Consider the following 14,263-nt stretch of genomic DNA (forward strand, 5'->3'; position numbering starts at 1 on the left):
GCGCCTCCGCCGCGGCGGATTTCGCTTGACTATGCGTGATCATTTATATAACAAGTAAGTTATATAACTAATCTGAGATCGATCATGGCCAACCTCGATGCCGCCTTCTCCGCGCTCGCCGACCCGACCCGCCGGGCGATTCTGGCGCGTCTCGCTTTGGGCGAAGCGACCGTCATGGAACTGGTCGAGCCGTTCGAGCTGACCCAGCCCGCGATCTCCCGCCACCTCAAGGTGCTCGAGGGCGCCGGCCTGATCGTGCGGCGGGCCGAAGGCACCAAGCGGCCGTGCCGGCTGGCGCCATCAGCGGTTGCCGAGATCGATCAATGGCTCGGCATGCTGCGCCGCGCGCTGGAAACCAATTACGACCGGCTGGACGGAGTGCTGGCCGCCATGAAGCCCGAGACGTGAAAGGTGCCCTATGAGCAAGTTGACGCTGAAGACCGAAGGCGACCGCCATATCGTCGTGACCCGGCGCTTCGTCGCGCCGCCCGAGGCGGTGTATCGCGCGCATACCGAGCCGGAGCTGTTGCAGAAGTGGCTGCTCGGTCCGGAAGGCTGGACCATGCCGGTCTGCGTCAGCGAGCTCAGGCCCGGCGGCAAGATCCGCTACGAGTGGACCGACGGCAAGGGCGGCGGATTCCATCTCACCGGCGAATATCTCGAACTCGAGCCGTTCAGCCGCATCGTGCATGTCGAGCGCATGCACCTGCCGGATCCGACACCCGACAATCATGTCGAGACACGGTTTGCGCCCGACGGTGAGGGCACCGTGATGACCATGCGGATGACGCTGCCGGATGCCGAGACACGCGCGGCGATGCTCGCGACCGGCATGGAGCACGGCATGGAAGACAGCTATGCTCGGCTCGACCGCATGAGCTGAGCACTGCCGACGTGAGGGACAATGCGCGATCGTTTCCTGACCGGTCTGATCGGGTACCCGATCGCGCATTCGGCGGCGCCTGCGATGCACGAGCAGGCCGCCGCCGCGCTCGGCGTCCGTTGCCACTATCAGCTCATCGAAGTGAAGGGCGCCGGGCATGACGATCTGCGCGCGATGCTCGACGGCATCAAGCGGCTCGGCTTTGCCGGCGTCAATGTCACTTTTCCCTACAAGGAAGCGGTGATCGACCTGCTCGATGACCTCGCGCCGGATGCGCGCGCGATCGGCGCGGTCAACGCCATCGTCGCCGATGGCGCACGTCTGGTCGGGTACAACACTGATGCATCAGGTTTCGTGCGCGCGATTGCACCGCTGCTTACCACCGTACCGCGCGGCCCGATCGCGCTGATCGGTGCCGGCGGCGTCGGCAAGGCCATCGCCTTTGCGCTGGCCATCCTCGGCGTCGGCGAACTGCGCATCTTCGACAGTGATGGGGCCAAGGTCGCGCGACTGGCCGGCCAGTTGGCCGGCCGTCATGCGGCTCGTGGCGTCGCCAGCGTCGAGGCAGCGCTCGATGGCGCGACTGGCGTCGTCAATGCTACGCCGGTCGGCATGCTGCCGAGCCGCGACACGCCGGTACCGGACGCGCTACTGCATCCGTCGATGTGGGTTGCCGACGCCGTCTACACGCCGCTCTGGACACCGCTATTGTTGGCGGCCAAGGCCAAGCGTGCCAAAGTCCTGACCGGGCGCGATCTCGCGATCTACGCCGCGGCGGACGCATTCGAATTGTTCACGAGCATGATGCCTTCGACGGACGTCATGGCAAATGCGTTCGACGCCGTGATGGCTGCGCGCTACGCGCCGCCGGCCACCTGAAACGCCGCCATCCGCTTCGAGATGGCGTCAAGGAACAGCCTAACCCGTGTCGGCATCTGGCGTCCCTGCGCGAACAATGCACAGACTGGCGCGGGATCGCTGCGCCATTCCGGCAGTACCTGCACCAGGCGGCCAGACGCGAGATCGGGCGCAACGTCGACCCAGCTCTTCATGATCAGGCCGGCGCCATCGACCGCCCAGTCATGCGCGACCTCGCCGTTGTCGCAGCGCAGTCGCGACGACACCTCGATTTCGGCGGCGCGGCCGTCGCTGTGCACCAGTCGCCAACGCGCCTGCGCACCTCTGTTGTAGAGCAGGCAATCATGCTGCGTGAGATCCTCGGGCGAGGCTGGCGTGCCGTGGCGCATGACATACGCCGGTGAAGCCGCGATGATGCGGTGATTGTCGATCAGCTTGCGCATGATCAAGTCTGAGTCACGGGGCATGCCGATGCGGATCAAGACGTCGATGCGCTCGTCGATCAGCTCGACGAGGCGGTCGGTGAGCATGAGCTCGACCGACATCTTCGGATGGGCCAGCGCGAGATCGCGGCAGACCGGGCTGACATGAGCGCGGCCGAGCGCGACCGTTGCGCTGACCCGTAGCACGCCCTGCGGCTCGACGCGGCCATGCGTCAGCGAGGCCTCCGCTTCATCGACCTCGGCGAGGATGCGCTGTGCCCGGTCGAACAGCCTTTGTCCCTCCTCGGTCAGCGCGAGGTGACGCGTGCTGCGGACGATCAGGCTGGTGTCGGTACGCCTTTCCAGCGTCGCGAGCCGTTTGCTGACAACGCTGAGCGAGATGCCCATCTCGCGCCCGGCGGCGGACAGGCTGCCGGCGGCAACGATCTTGGCGAAGGTTCGGAGCTCGGTAATGTCGTCCAGCACCGATTGTTTCCAATAAGTAGATAATATCTCCAATATCAGCAGGATAATACTCAAATCGGAAAGAGGCTAGTAGGATTTCCATCAACAAGGAGATCAGCCATGACCCACGCTTCCTCCACCCATCTGAGCCGCCGCGAGACCCTCCAGGCCGTCACCGCAGCCGGAGCCCTCGCGGCCGCGGGGCTCGGTGCCACAAGCCAGCGCGCCAACGCCGCCTCCGATACCGAGACCTCGTCCAACACAGGCGGTTTCTGGCCCAACGGCGCGCGCCTTGCGGTGAGCCTGTCGCTGATGTTCGAGGGGGGCGGTCAGCCGATCTCGGGCGCAGGCGGCGTCATTCCCGATCCAATCGAGAAAGGCGTTCCCGATCTGCCAACCAACGCGTTCTTCGCCTACGGCCACTATGAGGGCATCCCGCGCCTGCTCGATCTGATGGACAAGCACGGCATCAAGCTGTCGTCCTTCATGATCGGCAAGGCAGTCGAGACCTCGCCCGAGATCGCCCGGGAGATCGTGCGTCGCGGTCATGAGGCGGCTGCCCATGGCCGGGTCTGGAGCAACTCGTATCAGCTGCCGAAGGATCAGGAAAAGCGCTTCATCGCCGACAGCGTCGAGACGATCCAGAAGATCACGGGACAAACGCCGATCGGCTGGAACGCGTATTGGATGCGCAACTCCGTGCACATCCTGGAGACGTTGCAGGATCTCGGCTTCCTCTATCACATCGACGAGCCGAGCCATGACGAATCCTTCATCGTGCCGGTGCGCGGCAAGGATTTCGTCACCGTGCCCTACACGATGCACATGAACGACATCGTCTCCTTCCCGTTCCAGGGATGGAATCCGGCCGCTTATGAGCAGGCGCTGAAGGACGAGTTCGACCAGCTGTATGAGGAGGGCGCGAAGCGCCGGCGGATGATGGTGATCAGCCTGCACGATCGTATCTCCGGCCACGCCGGCCGTGCGCGGGTGCTCGATCGCTTCCTGTCCTACGCCAAGAGCAAGGGCGACGTCTGGTTCGCACGCAAGGACGAGATCGCCCGTTATGCGCTCGCCAATCGCGCCAATACGCCGGTGATCCAGCGCGGCGCGCCCGGCGTGACCGGTCTGCCCGGACCGACGGCCTGATCGCGGGAGGCATCGATGCTCGACCACGTCACCCTGCGTACCAAGGATCTGGAAGGCACCCGTGCCTTCCTCGAAAATCTGCTGGACGTGAAGCCGGGCTATCGCCCCGGCTTCGCCTTCCCCGGCTACTGGCTTTATGCCGACGGCGAGCCGGTGGTGCATCTGGTCCCGGGTGAGGGCACCCGCAACGATCCACGCGGCGAAACCATCGACCATGTCGGCTTCCGCCTCGAAGGCTATGAGGCCTATCGTCACAAGATCGAGGCACTCGCCATTCCCTATTCCACCATGGAGCTGCCGGAGCTCGGCGAGCGCCGGTTGTTCGTCCGCACGCCGACGGGCATCCTGCTCGAACTGGTGTTTCGCGAGCGCGAGGCCGCAACGAGGAGCAAAAACAATGCGTGATGTTCTGGCCGCCACAGCGATTGCAATGGGCGTGCTGCTCGCGGCGCCAGCACGTGCGGCCGAGGTGACGATCGACGACCTCGTCGTCGCGACCGCGGTTCCAGCGGCCGAGCGCGATGCCACTGTCGCCGTCGCGAAGGCGTTCTACCAGTTCTGGAATAGCGGCGACGAGGCTGTGCTCAAGGCCGCGATATCCGATAACTTCATCGATCACACCCTGCCGGCCGGCCGCCCGCAGGGGCCACAAGGCCCGGCTTTTGCCTCGAAGAATTTTCGTTCCGCCGTGCCGGACCTCTCGGTCGAAGTGGTCAAGATGATCGTGGCCGGTGACTACGTCACCGTGCACATGCAGTTCCGCGGTCATTTCACCGGCAGCTTCGGCACGGCCAAGGGCAGCGGCCAGCCGATCGATTTCATCGCTACCGATCTGCTCAAGGTCACCGGCGGCCGTGTTACCGACAATTGGCATATCGAGGACAACCTGACCCTGCTCTCGAAGATGGGCGTCGCCAAGCTCGCGCAATGATCGGACGGCGGTGGGCGCTTTTCTGCCGCCGCATGCATCGACCGGCCACGCTGCTCGGCTATGATGGGTGCCATCCCGCGACCTCAGAGGCATCCTCAAATGACAAAAATCAAGATCGGTCTGGCTGGCTGCGGCTTCGTCTCGGAACTGCATATGTACGCTTACCGGCGCGTCTATGGCGTCGAGGTCGAGGTAAGGGCGGTGGCGGCGCGCGGCGATCACGTCAATGCGTTCGCCCGCAAGCATCAAATTTCGAATGCCTATCGCAGCTTCGCCGAGCTGGTTGCCGACCGCGAGCTCGACGTCATCGACATCTGCACGCCGCCCAATTTGCATGCCGCGATGATTGTCGAGGCGATGCAGGCCGGCAAGCACGTGATCTGCGAAAAACCGTTCAGCGGCTATTTCGGCCGTGACGGCGACAAGGCGCCGATCGGCAAACACGTGCCAAAGGCGCTGATGTACCAGCGCGTCATGGAGGAGATGGAGCAAACCCGCGCCGCAATCGAGCGAACTGGACGGCTCTTCATGTATGCCGAGGACTGGATCTACGCGCCGGCGATCACCAAGACCGCGGAGATCATCCGCGCGACGGGCGACAAGATCCTGTTCATGAAGGGCGAGGAGAGCCATTCCGGCTCGCACGCGGCGCATGCCGCGCAATGGGCGATGACCGGCGGCGGCTCGCTGATCCGGATGGGCTGCCATCCGCTATCGGCTGTGCTCTACCTCAAGCAGGTCGAGGCGAAAGCCCGCGGCGAGACCATCGATGTCGCCAGCGTCACCTGCGACGTCGGCAATGTCACAGCCTTGCTCAAGCCGGAGGAGCGCACCTACATCAAGGCCAATCCGGTCGACGTCGAGGATTGGGGCACGCTGACCGCGACCTTCTCCGACGGCACCAAGGCGACGGTGTTCTCCGGCGACATGATCATGGGCGGCGTGCGCAATTTGATCGAGACCTACACGTCAGGGGGCTCGCTGTTTGCAAACATCACGCCGAACACGCATCTGACGAGTTACCAGACCAGCGAGGAGAAGCTCGCGAACGTCTACATCACCGAGAAGGTCGATCGAAAGACCGGCTGGCAATATATCTGCCTCGAGGAGGAATGGACCCGCGGCTATTTGCAGGAGATCCAGGACTTCATGGAGTGCGTGGCGACCGGCCGGCAGCCGCTCGCCGATCTCGCACTGGCGTTCGAGACGACCAAGGTGAACTACGCCGGCTATTGGGCCGCCGACGAGGGCAGGCGGGTGACGTTCTGACCGCGCGCAGTTCTTCCCTTCTCCCCTTGTGGGAGAAGGTGGCACGCGTAGCGCGCCGGATGAGGGGTTGCCACCGCGAGCTCAATTGTCAAAGAGTTCGCGGAGAGAAACCCCTCACCCGGCTTCGATGCTCCGCATCGAAGCCACCCTCTCCCACAAGGGGAGAGGGTGCACCGCCGCTGCCGCCGCAGTTCTCCAAGCACTACGCCCCGTACACCGATCCCTTCGGCAGCGGGAACACCGGGTCTTGCGTCCGGATATTGGTCGGCCACACCACGGTGATGCGCTCGCCGGCGTTCTGCATCACGACAGGGGTGGAGCGCTCGTTCTGGCCGGCCATCGGCGCGCCCGGCGGATAGAATTTCACGCCATAGCCCTGGATGGTGCCGCCCGGCGGGATGTCGACGTCGAGCGCGGCCTTGCGGATCGCCTCGGGATCGAAGCCGCCATATTTCTCCTTGGCGACCGGCAGAACATTGTTGAGCAGGATCCAGGTCTGGTTGAAGCCCATCGAGCAGTGCGGCGGCACTTCGGTGGCGCTGGTCTTCTCGCGATAGCGCGCGACCATGGTCTTGGTGAGATCGCCGACGCCCGGCGCCAGCTTGGCGGGATCGAGCAGCTGCGCCGGCACGGGATCGATGTTGCAGAAATTGTCGATGTCGGCGCCGAACGTCGCGCGCAACTTGTCGAGCTGGCTGTAGCCGGCGCCGGCGCCGAACAGCATCTTGAACTTCAGCCCGCTCTCGCGCGCCTGGCGCAGGAACAGCGTGATATCGGGGTTGTAGCCGGCATGCGAGATGATGTCGGCCTTGGCGCGTTTCAGCTTGGTCACCAGCACCGACAGGTCGGGCGCGGAGGCCGAATAGCCTTCCTTGAGCACCACCTGGAGCCCGGCTTCCTTGGCGAACATCTCGTCGGCGGCGGCGACACCGACGCCGTAGGGGCCGTCTTCATGGATCAGCGCGACCTTGACGTCCTTCGGCTCCATGCCGAGCCTGGCCTTGGCGTGCTCGCCGAGGAAGCCGCCGAAGGCCTGGCCGTATTGATCGGAATGGATCTGCGCGCGAAACACGTATTGCAGGTTCTTGTCCTTGAACACGGCGGTCGAGACCGCGGTCGTGATCCACAGGATGCGCTTCTGCTGCTCGACCTTGGCTGCGAGCGGCACCGCGTGCGAACTCGCGAACACGCCGTTGAGGATGTCGACCTTCTCCTGGTCGATCAGCCGGTTGGCCTCGTTGATCGCGACATCAGGCTTGCTCTGGGAATCGACATTGACCGGGGCGATCTTGTACTTGCCGCCGATGCCGCCCTTCTCGTTCACGAGATCGATCGCGATCTGGGTGCCGATCGAGGAGGCGACCGAGCCGCCGGCGGCGAACGGACCGGTGAGGTCGTAGATCACGCCGATCCGGACCGTCTCGGCCTGGGCCTGCGCGCGTGTCCAATCGAAGCTGAAAGCAGCGGCGGCAGCCGCTGAAGTCTTCAGCAGCGTCCTGCGTGAAGTCGGCATCGCGTCCTCCCCTGAATCCGCCATTTGTGTGACGGGCATTTGTTTTTTGCGGAGTATTGGGAGGGGAGGTCGGAAAGTCAACGCGATTGCGGGCGCAGTGTCTTGCGCTTTGGGAGGGGGTGAGTGTGGCTCTTTCCCTCGTCATTCCGGGGCGTGCGAAGCACGAGCCCGGAATCCATTGGGCCGCAAACCTTGCTGATGTATGGATTCCGGGGTCTCGCTTCGCGAGCCGCGGAATGACGAGGAGAAACCTACTCCATCACCGCGGCATGGTCCGGCGGCGCCGATTGCGCGCGCAGCGCGGCCTTGGTCGAGCCGATCATCAGCGCGAGCGGGATCGAGACCAGGATGAAGATCATCACCAGCTGGTAGTCGTGCGAGAACGCGATGATCTGCGACTGTGCCGCCACCATCCGGTCGGCCATCGCGCGGCCGGCATCGGTGTTGAGGTTGATCATGCCCGATACGTCGGGCATCTGCAGCGCGTGGTTGAACGGGTTGATCTGCTCGGAGAGCTTGGCGTAGATCCGCCGCCCCGCTTCAGTGAGCTGCGCGATCACGATCGAGATGCCGACCGAACTCGCGACGTTGCGCAGCAGCGTCAGCATCGAGGTGCCGTCGGTGCGCAGCTGGCCCGGCAGCGTCAGGAACGCTACCGTCGACAGCGGCACGAACACGAGGCCGAAGCCGAAGCCCTGGACGACGCTGACGATGATGATCTCGTTCGCCTGCGTCATGTCGGTCCAGCCGGTCATCTGGAACAATGATGCCGCGGTCAGCCCGAGGCCCGAGATGATCAGCGTGCGCGCCTCGATGTAACGCATCAGGCGGCCGACCAGCATCATCGCGACGAAGGTGCCGAAGCCGCGGCTCGCCAGCAGCAGGCCCGCGGTGATGATCGGGTAGCCGACCACGTTCTGCAGGTAGGGCGAGGACAGCGCCATGGTCGAATACAGCACGAGCCCCATCACCGTCATGAACACGCAGCCACCGAGGAAGTTCTTGTCCTTGAACAGCGCGAACTGGATGAACGGCCGGCTGGTGGTCAGCGAATGGGCGAAGAAATAGTAGAAGCCGATCGCCGAGACGATGAACTCGATCATGATCTCGTTGGATTCCAGCCAGCCGAGCTGCTCGCCGCGGTCGAGCGCGAGCTGCAGCGCGCCGATCGCGACCGCGAGCGCGCCGAAGCCGAACCAGTCGAAGCGCAGATTGAGGTCCTGCTTGGTCTCGTCCATGAAAATGATCAGGCCGAGCACCGTGAAGAAGCCGAACGGCAGATTGACGAAGAACACCCAGTGCCAGGAATAGGTCTCGGTCAGCCAGGCGCCGAGCGACGGTCCCATGATCGGGCCCATCATCACGCCCATGCCCCAGATCGACATCGCCTTGGCGCGCTCATGCAGCGCATAGGAGTCGAGCATCACCGCCTGCGACAGCGGCACCAGCGCCGCGCCGAACACGCCCTGCAACAGGCGGAACAGCACCATCTGGTTGATGTCCTGCGCCAGGCCGCACAGCACCGAGGCGATGGTGAAGCCGGCCGAGCAGATGATGAAGATCCGCTTGCGGCCGTAGCGGTTGGCGATCCAGCCGACCGGCGCGGTCATGATCGCGGCCGCGACGATGTAGGAGGTCAGGACCCAGTTGATCTGGTCCTGCGAGGCCGACAGCGAACCCTGCATATAGGGCAGCGCAACGTTGGCGATCGTGGTGTCGAGCGCCTGCATGATCGTCGCAGTCATCGCGCAGATCGTCACCATGTTCCGGCGCATGCCGGGCACGGCTGATGGTGACGGTGCATTCATTCAGTTCAGCCCTGTTCGCTGATTGCAGCGGGAATCCACCTCTCCCCATCGGGGAGAGGTCGCGCCGAAGGCGCGGGTGAGGGGGATCAGGTCCCACGAGAGAGCGTAACCCCTCACCCGGATTGCATCTGGCGATGCAATCCGACCTCTCCCACAAGGGGAGAGGTGGCGCGCTGGGCTTCGATCTTGCTCCATCTCAGTCCTCGTGGTCCGGGTGCGCGGCAGCCGACCGCAGTCCGAGCAGGCCCGCCAGCGTGCGGCGGTGGTTGGTGTCGATCGTCGCGTAGACGCTCATGCCGGCCTTCAGCTTCTTCACGAACGGATCGTTCTCGTCGAAATAGATCCGCACCGGCACGCGCTGCACCACCTTGACGAAATTGCCGGTGGCGTTCTGCGGCGGCAGGATCGCAAACTGCGCGCCGGTGCCGGGCGACAGCGAGCCGATCTTGCCCTTGAATTCGTGGTTCGGGAACGCGTCGACGTCGAGCGTCACCGGCTGGCCGACCGCGACATAGGTGAAATCGCTTTCCTTCGGATTGGCGTCGACCCAGGGATGATCGACGTCGATCACCGAGAACACCGGCGCGCCCGCGGTGACGAAGCGGCCGAGCTGGATCTGGTCGACCTGGGTCGCGACGCCGTCCATCGGCGCCCGCAGCACGGTGTGGTCGAGATTGCGCTGCGCGTCGTCGAGCTTGGCCTTGGCCTGGGCGTAGGGCGGGAACTTCTCGATCGGCAGCTCGACATCGCCGAGCAGCTGCGTCTTGTCCTTGGATATCTGCTGCTTGACGTATTGCGCGAGGCTCTCGGCGGTGACTTGCGCGTTGGCGGCGTTATCGAGATCGAGCTGCGAGCCGAAATTCTGCTTGGCGAGTGTCGATTTGCGATCGACGTCGCGCTTCTTCAATTCGATGCTCTGCTGGGCAAATTCCAGCATCCTGGTGTTGATCTTGATGTTGTCGACCAGGTTGTCATAGGTGGTCCTTGTCTGGTCGAGCGCCGCCTTGGCCTGGTCCACCGCGAGGCGGAACGGCACCGGATCGATCTCGAACAGCTCGTCGCCCTTCTTGACGTGCTGGCCTTCCTTGACGACGATCTTGTCGATCTTGCCGGAGATCTCCGGCGTGATCAGCACCTTCTGCGCGCCGACATAGGCGTCGTCGGTGCCGACATAGCGCCCGCCATTGAGATAGAACACGCCGCCGGCGATCACCGCAACGGTCGGCAGCACGACTAGCAGCAGCACGCGGCGATAGCGCCGCAGGCCCGCCATCAGGCGACGGTGCGGCGCGCGGCTGGCCTTGCCGGCCGGCGCAGGCTCGCCCGGATTGCCCTTCTGCTCGGGGGCCAGTTTGAGGATGGGTTCAGCCATAGCGCTGCTCTTTTCGGGAGGGCTCGCCGGCTGGGCTTTGGATGGCATTGCGAACGTTTTCCTTGATCGATTCCAATTGAGTGAGCAGGCGATGCGCGTCTGCGGGGCTGATGCCCTCGAGCGCGGTCGCGGTGAGTTCGGAGCGCAGGCCAGCGAGCTTCCCGAGCAACGGGCGCGCGGCCTTCTTCAGATAGAGGCGGTTGACGCGGCGGTCGTTCTCGTCGCTGCGGCGCTCGATCCAGCCATTGTCGCAGAGCTTGTCGATCAGCCGCGTCAATGTGATTGGCTGCATCTCCAGCAGCTCGGCGAGCTCGGTCTGCTTCAATCCCTCCTGGCGTTCCACCTTGGACAGAACGGCCCATTGCGCGCGGGTGATGCCGTAGCGCGCGGCCTCCTTGTCGGCATAGACGCGGATCAGCCGGAACAGCTCGCCCAGCGTAAACATGAACTCCGTGTCCACGGAACCGCGCATCGATCGTGCCTCCATAAGCTTGGCATATAATAAGCTTGCTTATTAATCCTGCACGTCGGGTTAACGGAGGGCTGCTCCGCATTGCACACATGGCTGCATAGCGGCGGGGTATTGGGTGGGGCCGGGCTATGGGAACGGGCGCGAAAATGCTACATATCGAGGCAATGAGCCTGGCCAAGCCGACATTTCCTGCCCCCGACCACGATCACGGCCGCTGCGCCGCGGACGCGATGGCGCATGCCGAGCAGGTCTGTGCGCGCCGTGGGCAGAAATTCACCCCGATCCGGCGTCAGGTGCTGCAGGCGCTATTGTCGAGCCATCGCCCGCTCGGCGCCTATGAGGTGATCGACGAACTGGCCAAGACAATGCCGCGGCCGGCACCGATTACCGTCTATCGGGCGCTCGACTTCCTGATGGAAAACGGTCTCGTGCATCGCATCGAGAGCCGCAACGCCTTCCTCGCCTGCGCGCACGACCATGACGAGACCTCGATGGTCGCGTTCCTGATCTGCGACCATTGCGGCTCGGTCGGCGAGATTCCGGCCGCGCCCGTCGCGCAAAGCCTGACTGCGGCGGCGCGCGCCTCGGGTTTCATCCCGAAGCTCTCGGTCGTCGAGATCGCCGGCACCTGCGCGCATTGCCAGAAGACGTGATGCGCTGATGCAATTCACGCAAACGCTGACCACGAAGGCGCTGTGCCCCCTCTCCCGCTTGCGGGGGAGGGCTGGGGTGGGGGCTCTCTCCACGAGTCGCATGGCGGAGAGAGCCCCCGCCCGCCGCTACGCGCCGACCTCGCCCGCAAGCGGGAGAGGTGAGATGACAACGAGCACCTCCTAAACAACAACACGGCAGCAAGCCGGCCTGCGAGGAAACATGTCGACCCAAGCGATCTCCGCCAGCGGCACGAGGCCCGTCAGCGTCGGGCACGGGCTGCCGCCCGGCGCCATCGCATTGATGCTGATGCTGTGCGTGAGCTGGGGCTTCAACCAGCTCGCGGTCAAGCTCGCGCTGCCCGACGTGCCGCCGATGCTGCAGGCGCTGATCCGTTCCTCGGGCGCGCTGCCGGTGATGCTGATCGTCGGCCATCTGCGCGGCGTCAAATTCTTCGAGCGCGACGGCACGCTCGTGCCCGGCATCATCGCCGGGCTGATGTTCGGCTGCGAATTCGTGCTGATCTTCACCGGCCTCGTCTTCACCTCGGCCTCGCGCGCCTCTGTCTTCCTCTACACCGCGCCGTTCTTCGTCGCGCTCGGCTCGCACCAGTTCCTCGGCGAGCGCCTCTCGACCGTGCAGTGGAGCGGGCTGGCGCTGAGCTTTGCCGGCGTCGCGCTTGCGATCGGCGTGCCGCAGCCCAATGTCGATGCCAAGGTGCTGCTCGGGGACCTGATGGTGGTCGCAGGCGGCGCGTTGTGGGCGGCGACCACGCTGGTCGCCAAGGGCACGCAGTTGCGCAAGGCCGCGCCTGAGAAGGCGCTCGGCTATCAGGTTGCAATCTCGATCCCGATCCTCGGGCTTGCCGCCTGGATCGCAGGCGAGCGCATCGAGCACGTGCCGAGCGCATTGTCGATCTCGCTGCTCGCCTATCAGGCGGTCTGGGTGGTCGGCTGCACCTTCGTGATCTGGTTTGCGATGGTGAAGACCTATTCGGCGAGCAAGCTGTCGGCCTTCACCTTCATCACCCCGCTGTTCGGCGTCGTCGCAGCCTATTTCATCATGCACGACACGCTGACCCCGGTGTTCGGCGTCGCCGCGCTGCTGGTGATCGCGGGGCTCTATCTGGTCAACAAGCCCGACCCGAAGCTGACGCCCGACCCGAACGTGCCGGCGTAACCTCTCCCGTCATTCCGGGGCTCGCGAAGCGAGAGCCCGGAATCCATTCATCCACGAACGATGCGGCCCGATGGATTCCGGGCTCGTGCTTCGCACGCCCCGGAATGACGATGAGGAAAAAGTGTCGTCCTACGATAGCTTCCCCGACATCCAAAAACACGGATGTGTGCCTCGTCAGCGCGCCCGACATTCAGTGTCGTCCTGGCGAAAGCCAGGACCCATTACCCCAAATGTCGGTTGTCGCGCGACGCTGGGGCCGCGTTCCCGTTCACAAGCAAATTCGGTGGTTATGAGTCCTGGCTTTCGCCAGGACGACGAAGGAGGAGGCACCACCCCCTCCGCTACCCCACTTCGATCGGCAGCGCCGCATCCTTCGCCCATTCGCCCATCGAGCCGTCATAGAGCGTGAGATTGTCGTAGCCGAGCCGATGCAGCTGGAAGAGGTCGATGGTCGCGGAGATGCCGCCGCCGCAATAGGCGATGACGCGCTTGTCTTTGGTGATGCCCTGCGCGGCGAAGGTTGCCTCGGCCTCTTCGAGCGGCACGAACGTCTTGTGCTTGGCGTCGATCAGCGACGCCGCCGGCACGCTGACGCTACCGGGGATGCGGCCGGGCCGGCCGTAGCGGCTCGGCTCCAGTCCCTTGTAGAATTGCGGGCCAAGCGCGTTGACGATCACGGTGTCGCTCTCGGTGGTCGCGGCGAGCACGTCGTGCTTATCGATGAATAGGCCGTCTTTCGGCCGCGCCGGAAACGTCGCTGGCGGATAGCCGCCGGCGAGCCCGGTCTCGATATCGCGTCCCTCGGCGGTCCATTTGTCGATGCCGCCGTCGAGCACCGCGGCGCCTTCGAAGCCCAGCGAACGCAGCATCCACCAGAAACGTGTCGCCCACATCGCAGTCCCGATCGAATAGAGCACGACGCGGCTGCTAGCCGAGATGCCGTGCCGGCCGAACGCCGCCTCGAGCTGCGCCGTCGGTGGCATCATGAAGCGCAGCTCGGTACGGGCATCGGAGAATTCGGCCTGCAGATCGAGGAAATTGGCGCCCGGGATGTGGCCCGCCTCGAAGGTCTGGCGGCCCGAGACGACGATATAGGGAATGTTGCTGCCGGCAGGCGCCGGCTCCAGATAGGTCGTGCAGTCGAACAGCCGCAGCTCGGGCCGGGTCAGGATCTCGGCGAGTTCCGCCGTGGTGATCAGCTCGCCATAGTCGGCCATTTTCACGTCCTCCCGATATGCCCTTAACTGGATGCTAGAGCATGACCCGAAAAAGTGGCTACCGGTTTTTCGAA

At 64.4% G+C, this 14,263-nt stretch carries 15 protein-coding genes; 9 read left to right on the forward strand and 6 right to left on the reverse strand.

Annotation, left to right across the window (positions count from 1 at the left end; all coding sequences use genetic code 11):
- Positions 1 to 84: 84 nt before the first annotated feature.
- Genes JQ507_00170 through JQ507_00180 form a run of 3 tightly spaced genes read left to right on the forward strand, consistent with a single transcriptional unit; the run spans position 85 to position 1,762 of the window.
- On the forward strand, positions 85 to 408 hold the full coding sequence (locus JQ507_00170; GenBank protein QRI70002.1) for a winged helix-turn-helix transcriptional regulator: 324 nt from the start codon (positions 85 to 87) through the stop codon (positions 406 to 408).
- Positions 409 to 418: 10 nt separating this feature from the next.
- A complete protein-coding gene (locus JQ507_00175) occupies positions 419 to 883 on the forward strand; it encodes an SRPBCC domain-containing protein (protein ID QRI70003.1) in 465 nt (154 codons plus the stop codon).
- A 21-nt stretch (positions 884 to 904) separates the two neighbouring features.
- Positions 905 to 1,762, forward strand: a complete 858-nt coding sequence (locus JQ507_00180; GenBank protein QRI70004.1) for a shikimate dehydrogenase — start codon at positions 905 to 907, stop codon at positions 1,760 to 1,762.
- Here the strand turns inward: JQ507_00180 and JQ507_00185 are convergent.
- On the reverse strand, positions 1,741 to 2,649 hold the full coding sequence (locus JQ507_00185; protein ID QRI70005.1) for a LysR family transcriptional regulator: 909 nt from the start codon (positions 2,647 to 2,649) through the stop codon (positions 1,741 to 1,743). The genes JQ507_00180 and JQ507_00185 overlap by 22 nt on opposite strands.
- A gap of 99 nt (positions 2,650 to 2,748) precedes the next feature.
- On the opposite strand from JQ507_00185, the gene JQ507_00190 reads away from it, so the two are divergent.
- From JQ507_00190 to JQ507_00205, 4 genes are all read left to right on the forward strand, one after another.
- Entirely contained in the window at positions 2,749 to 3,777 is a 1,029-nt protein-coding gene (locus JQ507_00190; GenBank protein ID QRI70006.1) for a polysaccharide deacetylase family protein, read from the forward strand.
- A gap of 15 nt (positions 3,778 to 3,792) precedes the next feature.
- Complete coding sequence (locus JQ507_00195) at positions 3,793 to 4,182, forward strand: glyoxalase (protein ID QRI70007.1); 390 nt, start codon at positions 3,793 to 3,795, stop codon at positions 4,180 to 4,182.
- Positions 4,175 to 4,708: an ester cyclase gene (locus JQ507_00200; protein ID QRI70008.1), complete on the forward strand. Its 534-nt coding sequence runs from the start codon at positions 4,175 to 4,177 to the stop codon at positions 4,706 to 4,708. The genes JQ507_00195 and JQ507_00200 overlap by 8 nt, the downstream gene beginning before the upstream one ends.
- A gap of 99 nt (positions 4,709 to 4,807) precedes the next feature.
- A complete protein-coding gene (locus tag JQ507_00205; GenBank protein ID QRI70009.1) occupies positions 4,808 to 5,977 on the forward strand; it encodes a Gfo/Idh/MocA family oxidoreductase in 1,170 nt (389 codons plus the stop codon).
- A 202-nt stretch (positions 5,978 to 6,179) separates the two neighbouring features.
- On the opposite strand, the gene JQ507_00210 is transcribed toward JQ507_00205, so the two are convergent.
- The 4 genes from JQ507_00210 to JQ507_00225 all read right to left on the reverse strand — a co-directional run bounded on the left by JQ507_00210 (position 6,180) and on the right by JQ507_00225 (position 11,157).
- Entirely contained in the window at positions 6,180 to 7,490 is a 1,311-nt protein-coding gene (locus JQ507_00210; GenBank protein QRI70010.1) for an ABC transporter substrate-binding protein, read from the reverse strand.
- A gap of 251 nt (positions 7,491 to 7,741) precedes the next feature.
- Positions 7,742 to 9,298: a multidrug efflux MFS transporter gene (locus tag JQ507_00215; GenBank protein QRI70011.1), complete on the reverse strand. Its 1,557-nt coding sequence runs from the start codon at positions 9,296 to 9,298 to the stop codon at positions 7,742 to 7,744.
- 196 nt (positions 9,299 to 9,494) lie between these two features.
- Positions 9,495 to 10,670 (reverse strand): HlyD family secretion protein, encoded by a 1,176-nt coding sequence (locus JQ507_00220; protein QRI70012.1) that lies wholly within the window; start codon positions 10,668 to 10,670, stop codon positions 9,495 to 9,497.
- Positions 10,663 to 11,157 carry a MarR family transcriptional regulator gene (locus tag JQ507_00225; protein ID QRI70013.1) on the reverse strand — a complete coding sequence of 165 codons (495 nt, stop codon included), beginning with the start codon at positions 11,155 to 11,157 and terminating at the stop codon, positions 10,663 to 10,665. Before JQ507_00225 ends, JQ507_00220 begins: the two co-directional genes overlap by 8 nt.
- Before the next feature lie 149 nt (positions 11,158 to 11,306).
- Here JQ507_00225 and JQ507_00230 point away from each other — a divergent pair, with 149 nt between their 5' ends.
- Together JQ507_00230 and JQ507_00235 are read left to right on the forward strand one after the other, a co-directional pair.
- Entirely contained in the window at positions 11,307 to 11,795 is a 489-nt protein-coding gene (locus JQ507_00230; protein QRI73120.1) for a transcriptional repressor, read from the forward strand.
- 220 nt (positions 11,796 to 12,015) lie between these two features.
- Positions 12,016 to 12,972, forward strand: a complete 957-nt coding sequence (locus tag JQ507_00235) for a DMT family transporter (protein ID QRI70014.1) — start codon at positions 12,016 to 12,018, stop codon at positions 12,970 to 12,972.
- 341 nt (positions 12,973 to 13,313) lie between these two features.
- Here the strand turns inward: JQ507_00235 and JQ507_00240 are convergent, their stop codons facing one another.
- Complete coding sequence (locus JQ507_00240) at positions 13,314 to 14,189, reverse strand: sulfurtransferase (protein QRI70015.1); 876 nt, start codon at positions 14,187 to 14,189, stop codon at positions 13,314 to 13,316.
- Positions 14,190 to 14,263 lie beyond the last annotated feature (74 nt).

This window comes from Bradyrhizobium sp. PSBB068 (assembly GCA_016839165.1).
Classification (GTDB): Bacteria; Pseudomonadota; Alphaproteobacteria; order Rhizobiales; family Xanthobacteraceae; genus Bradyrhizobium.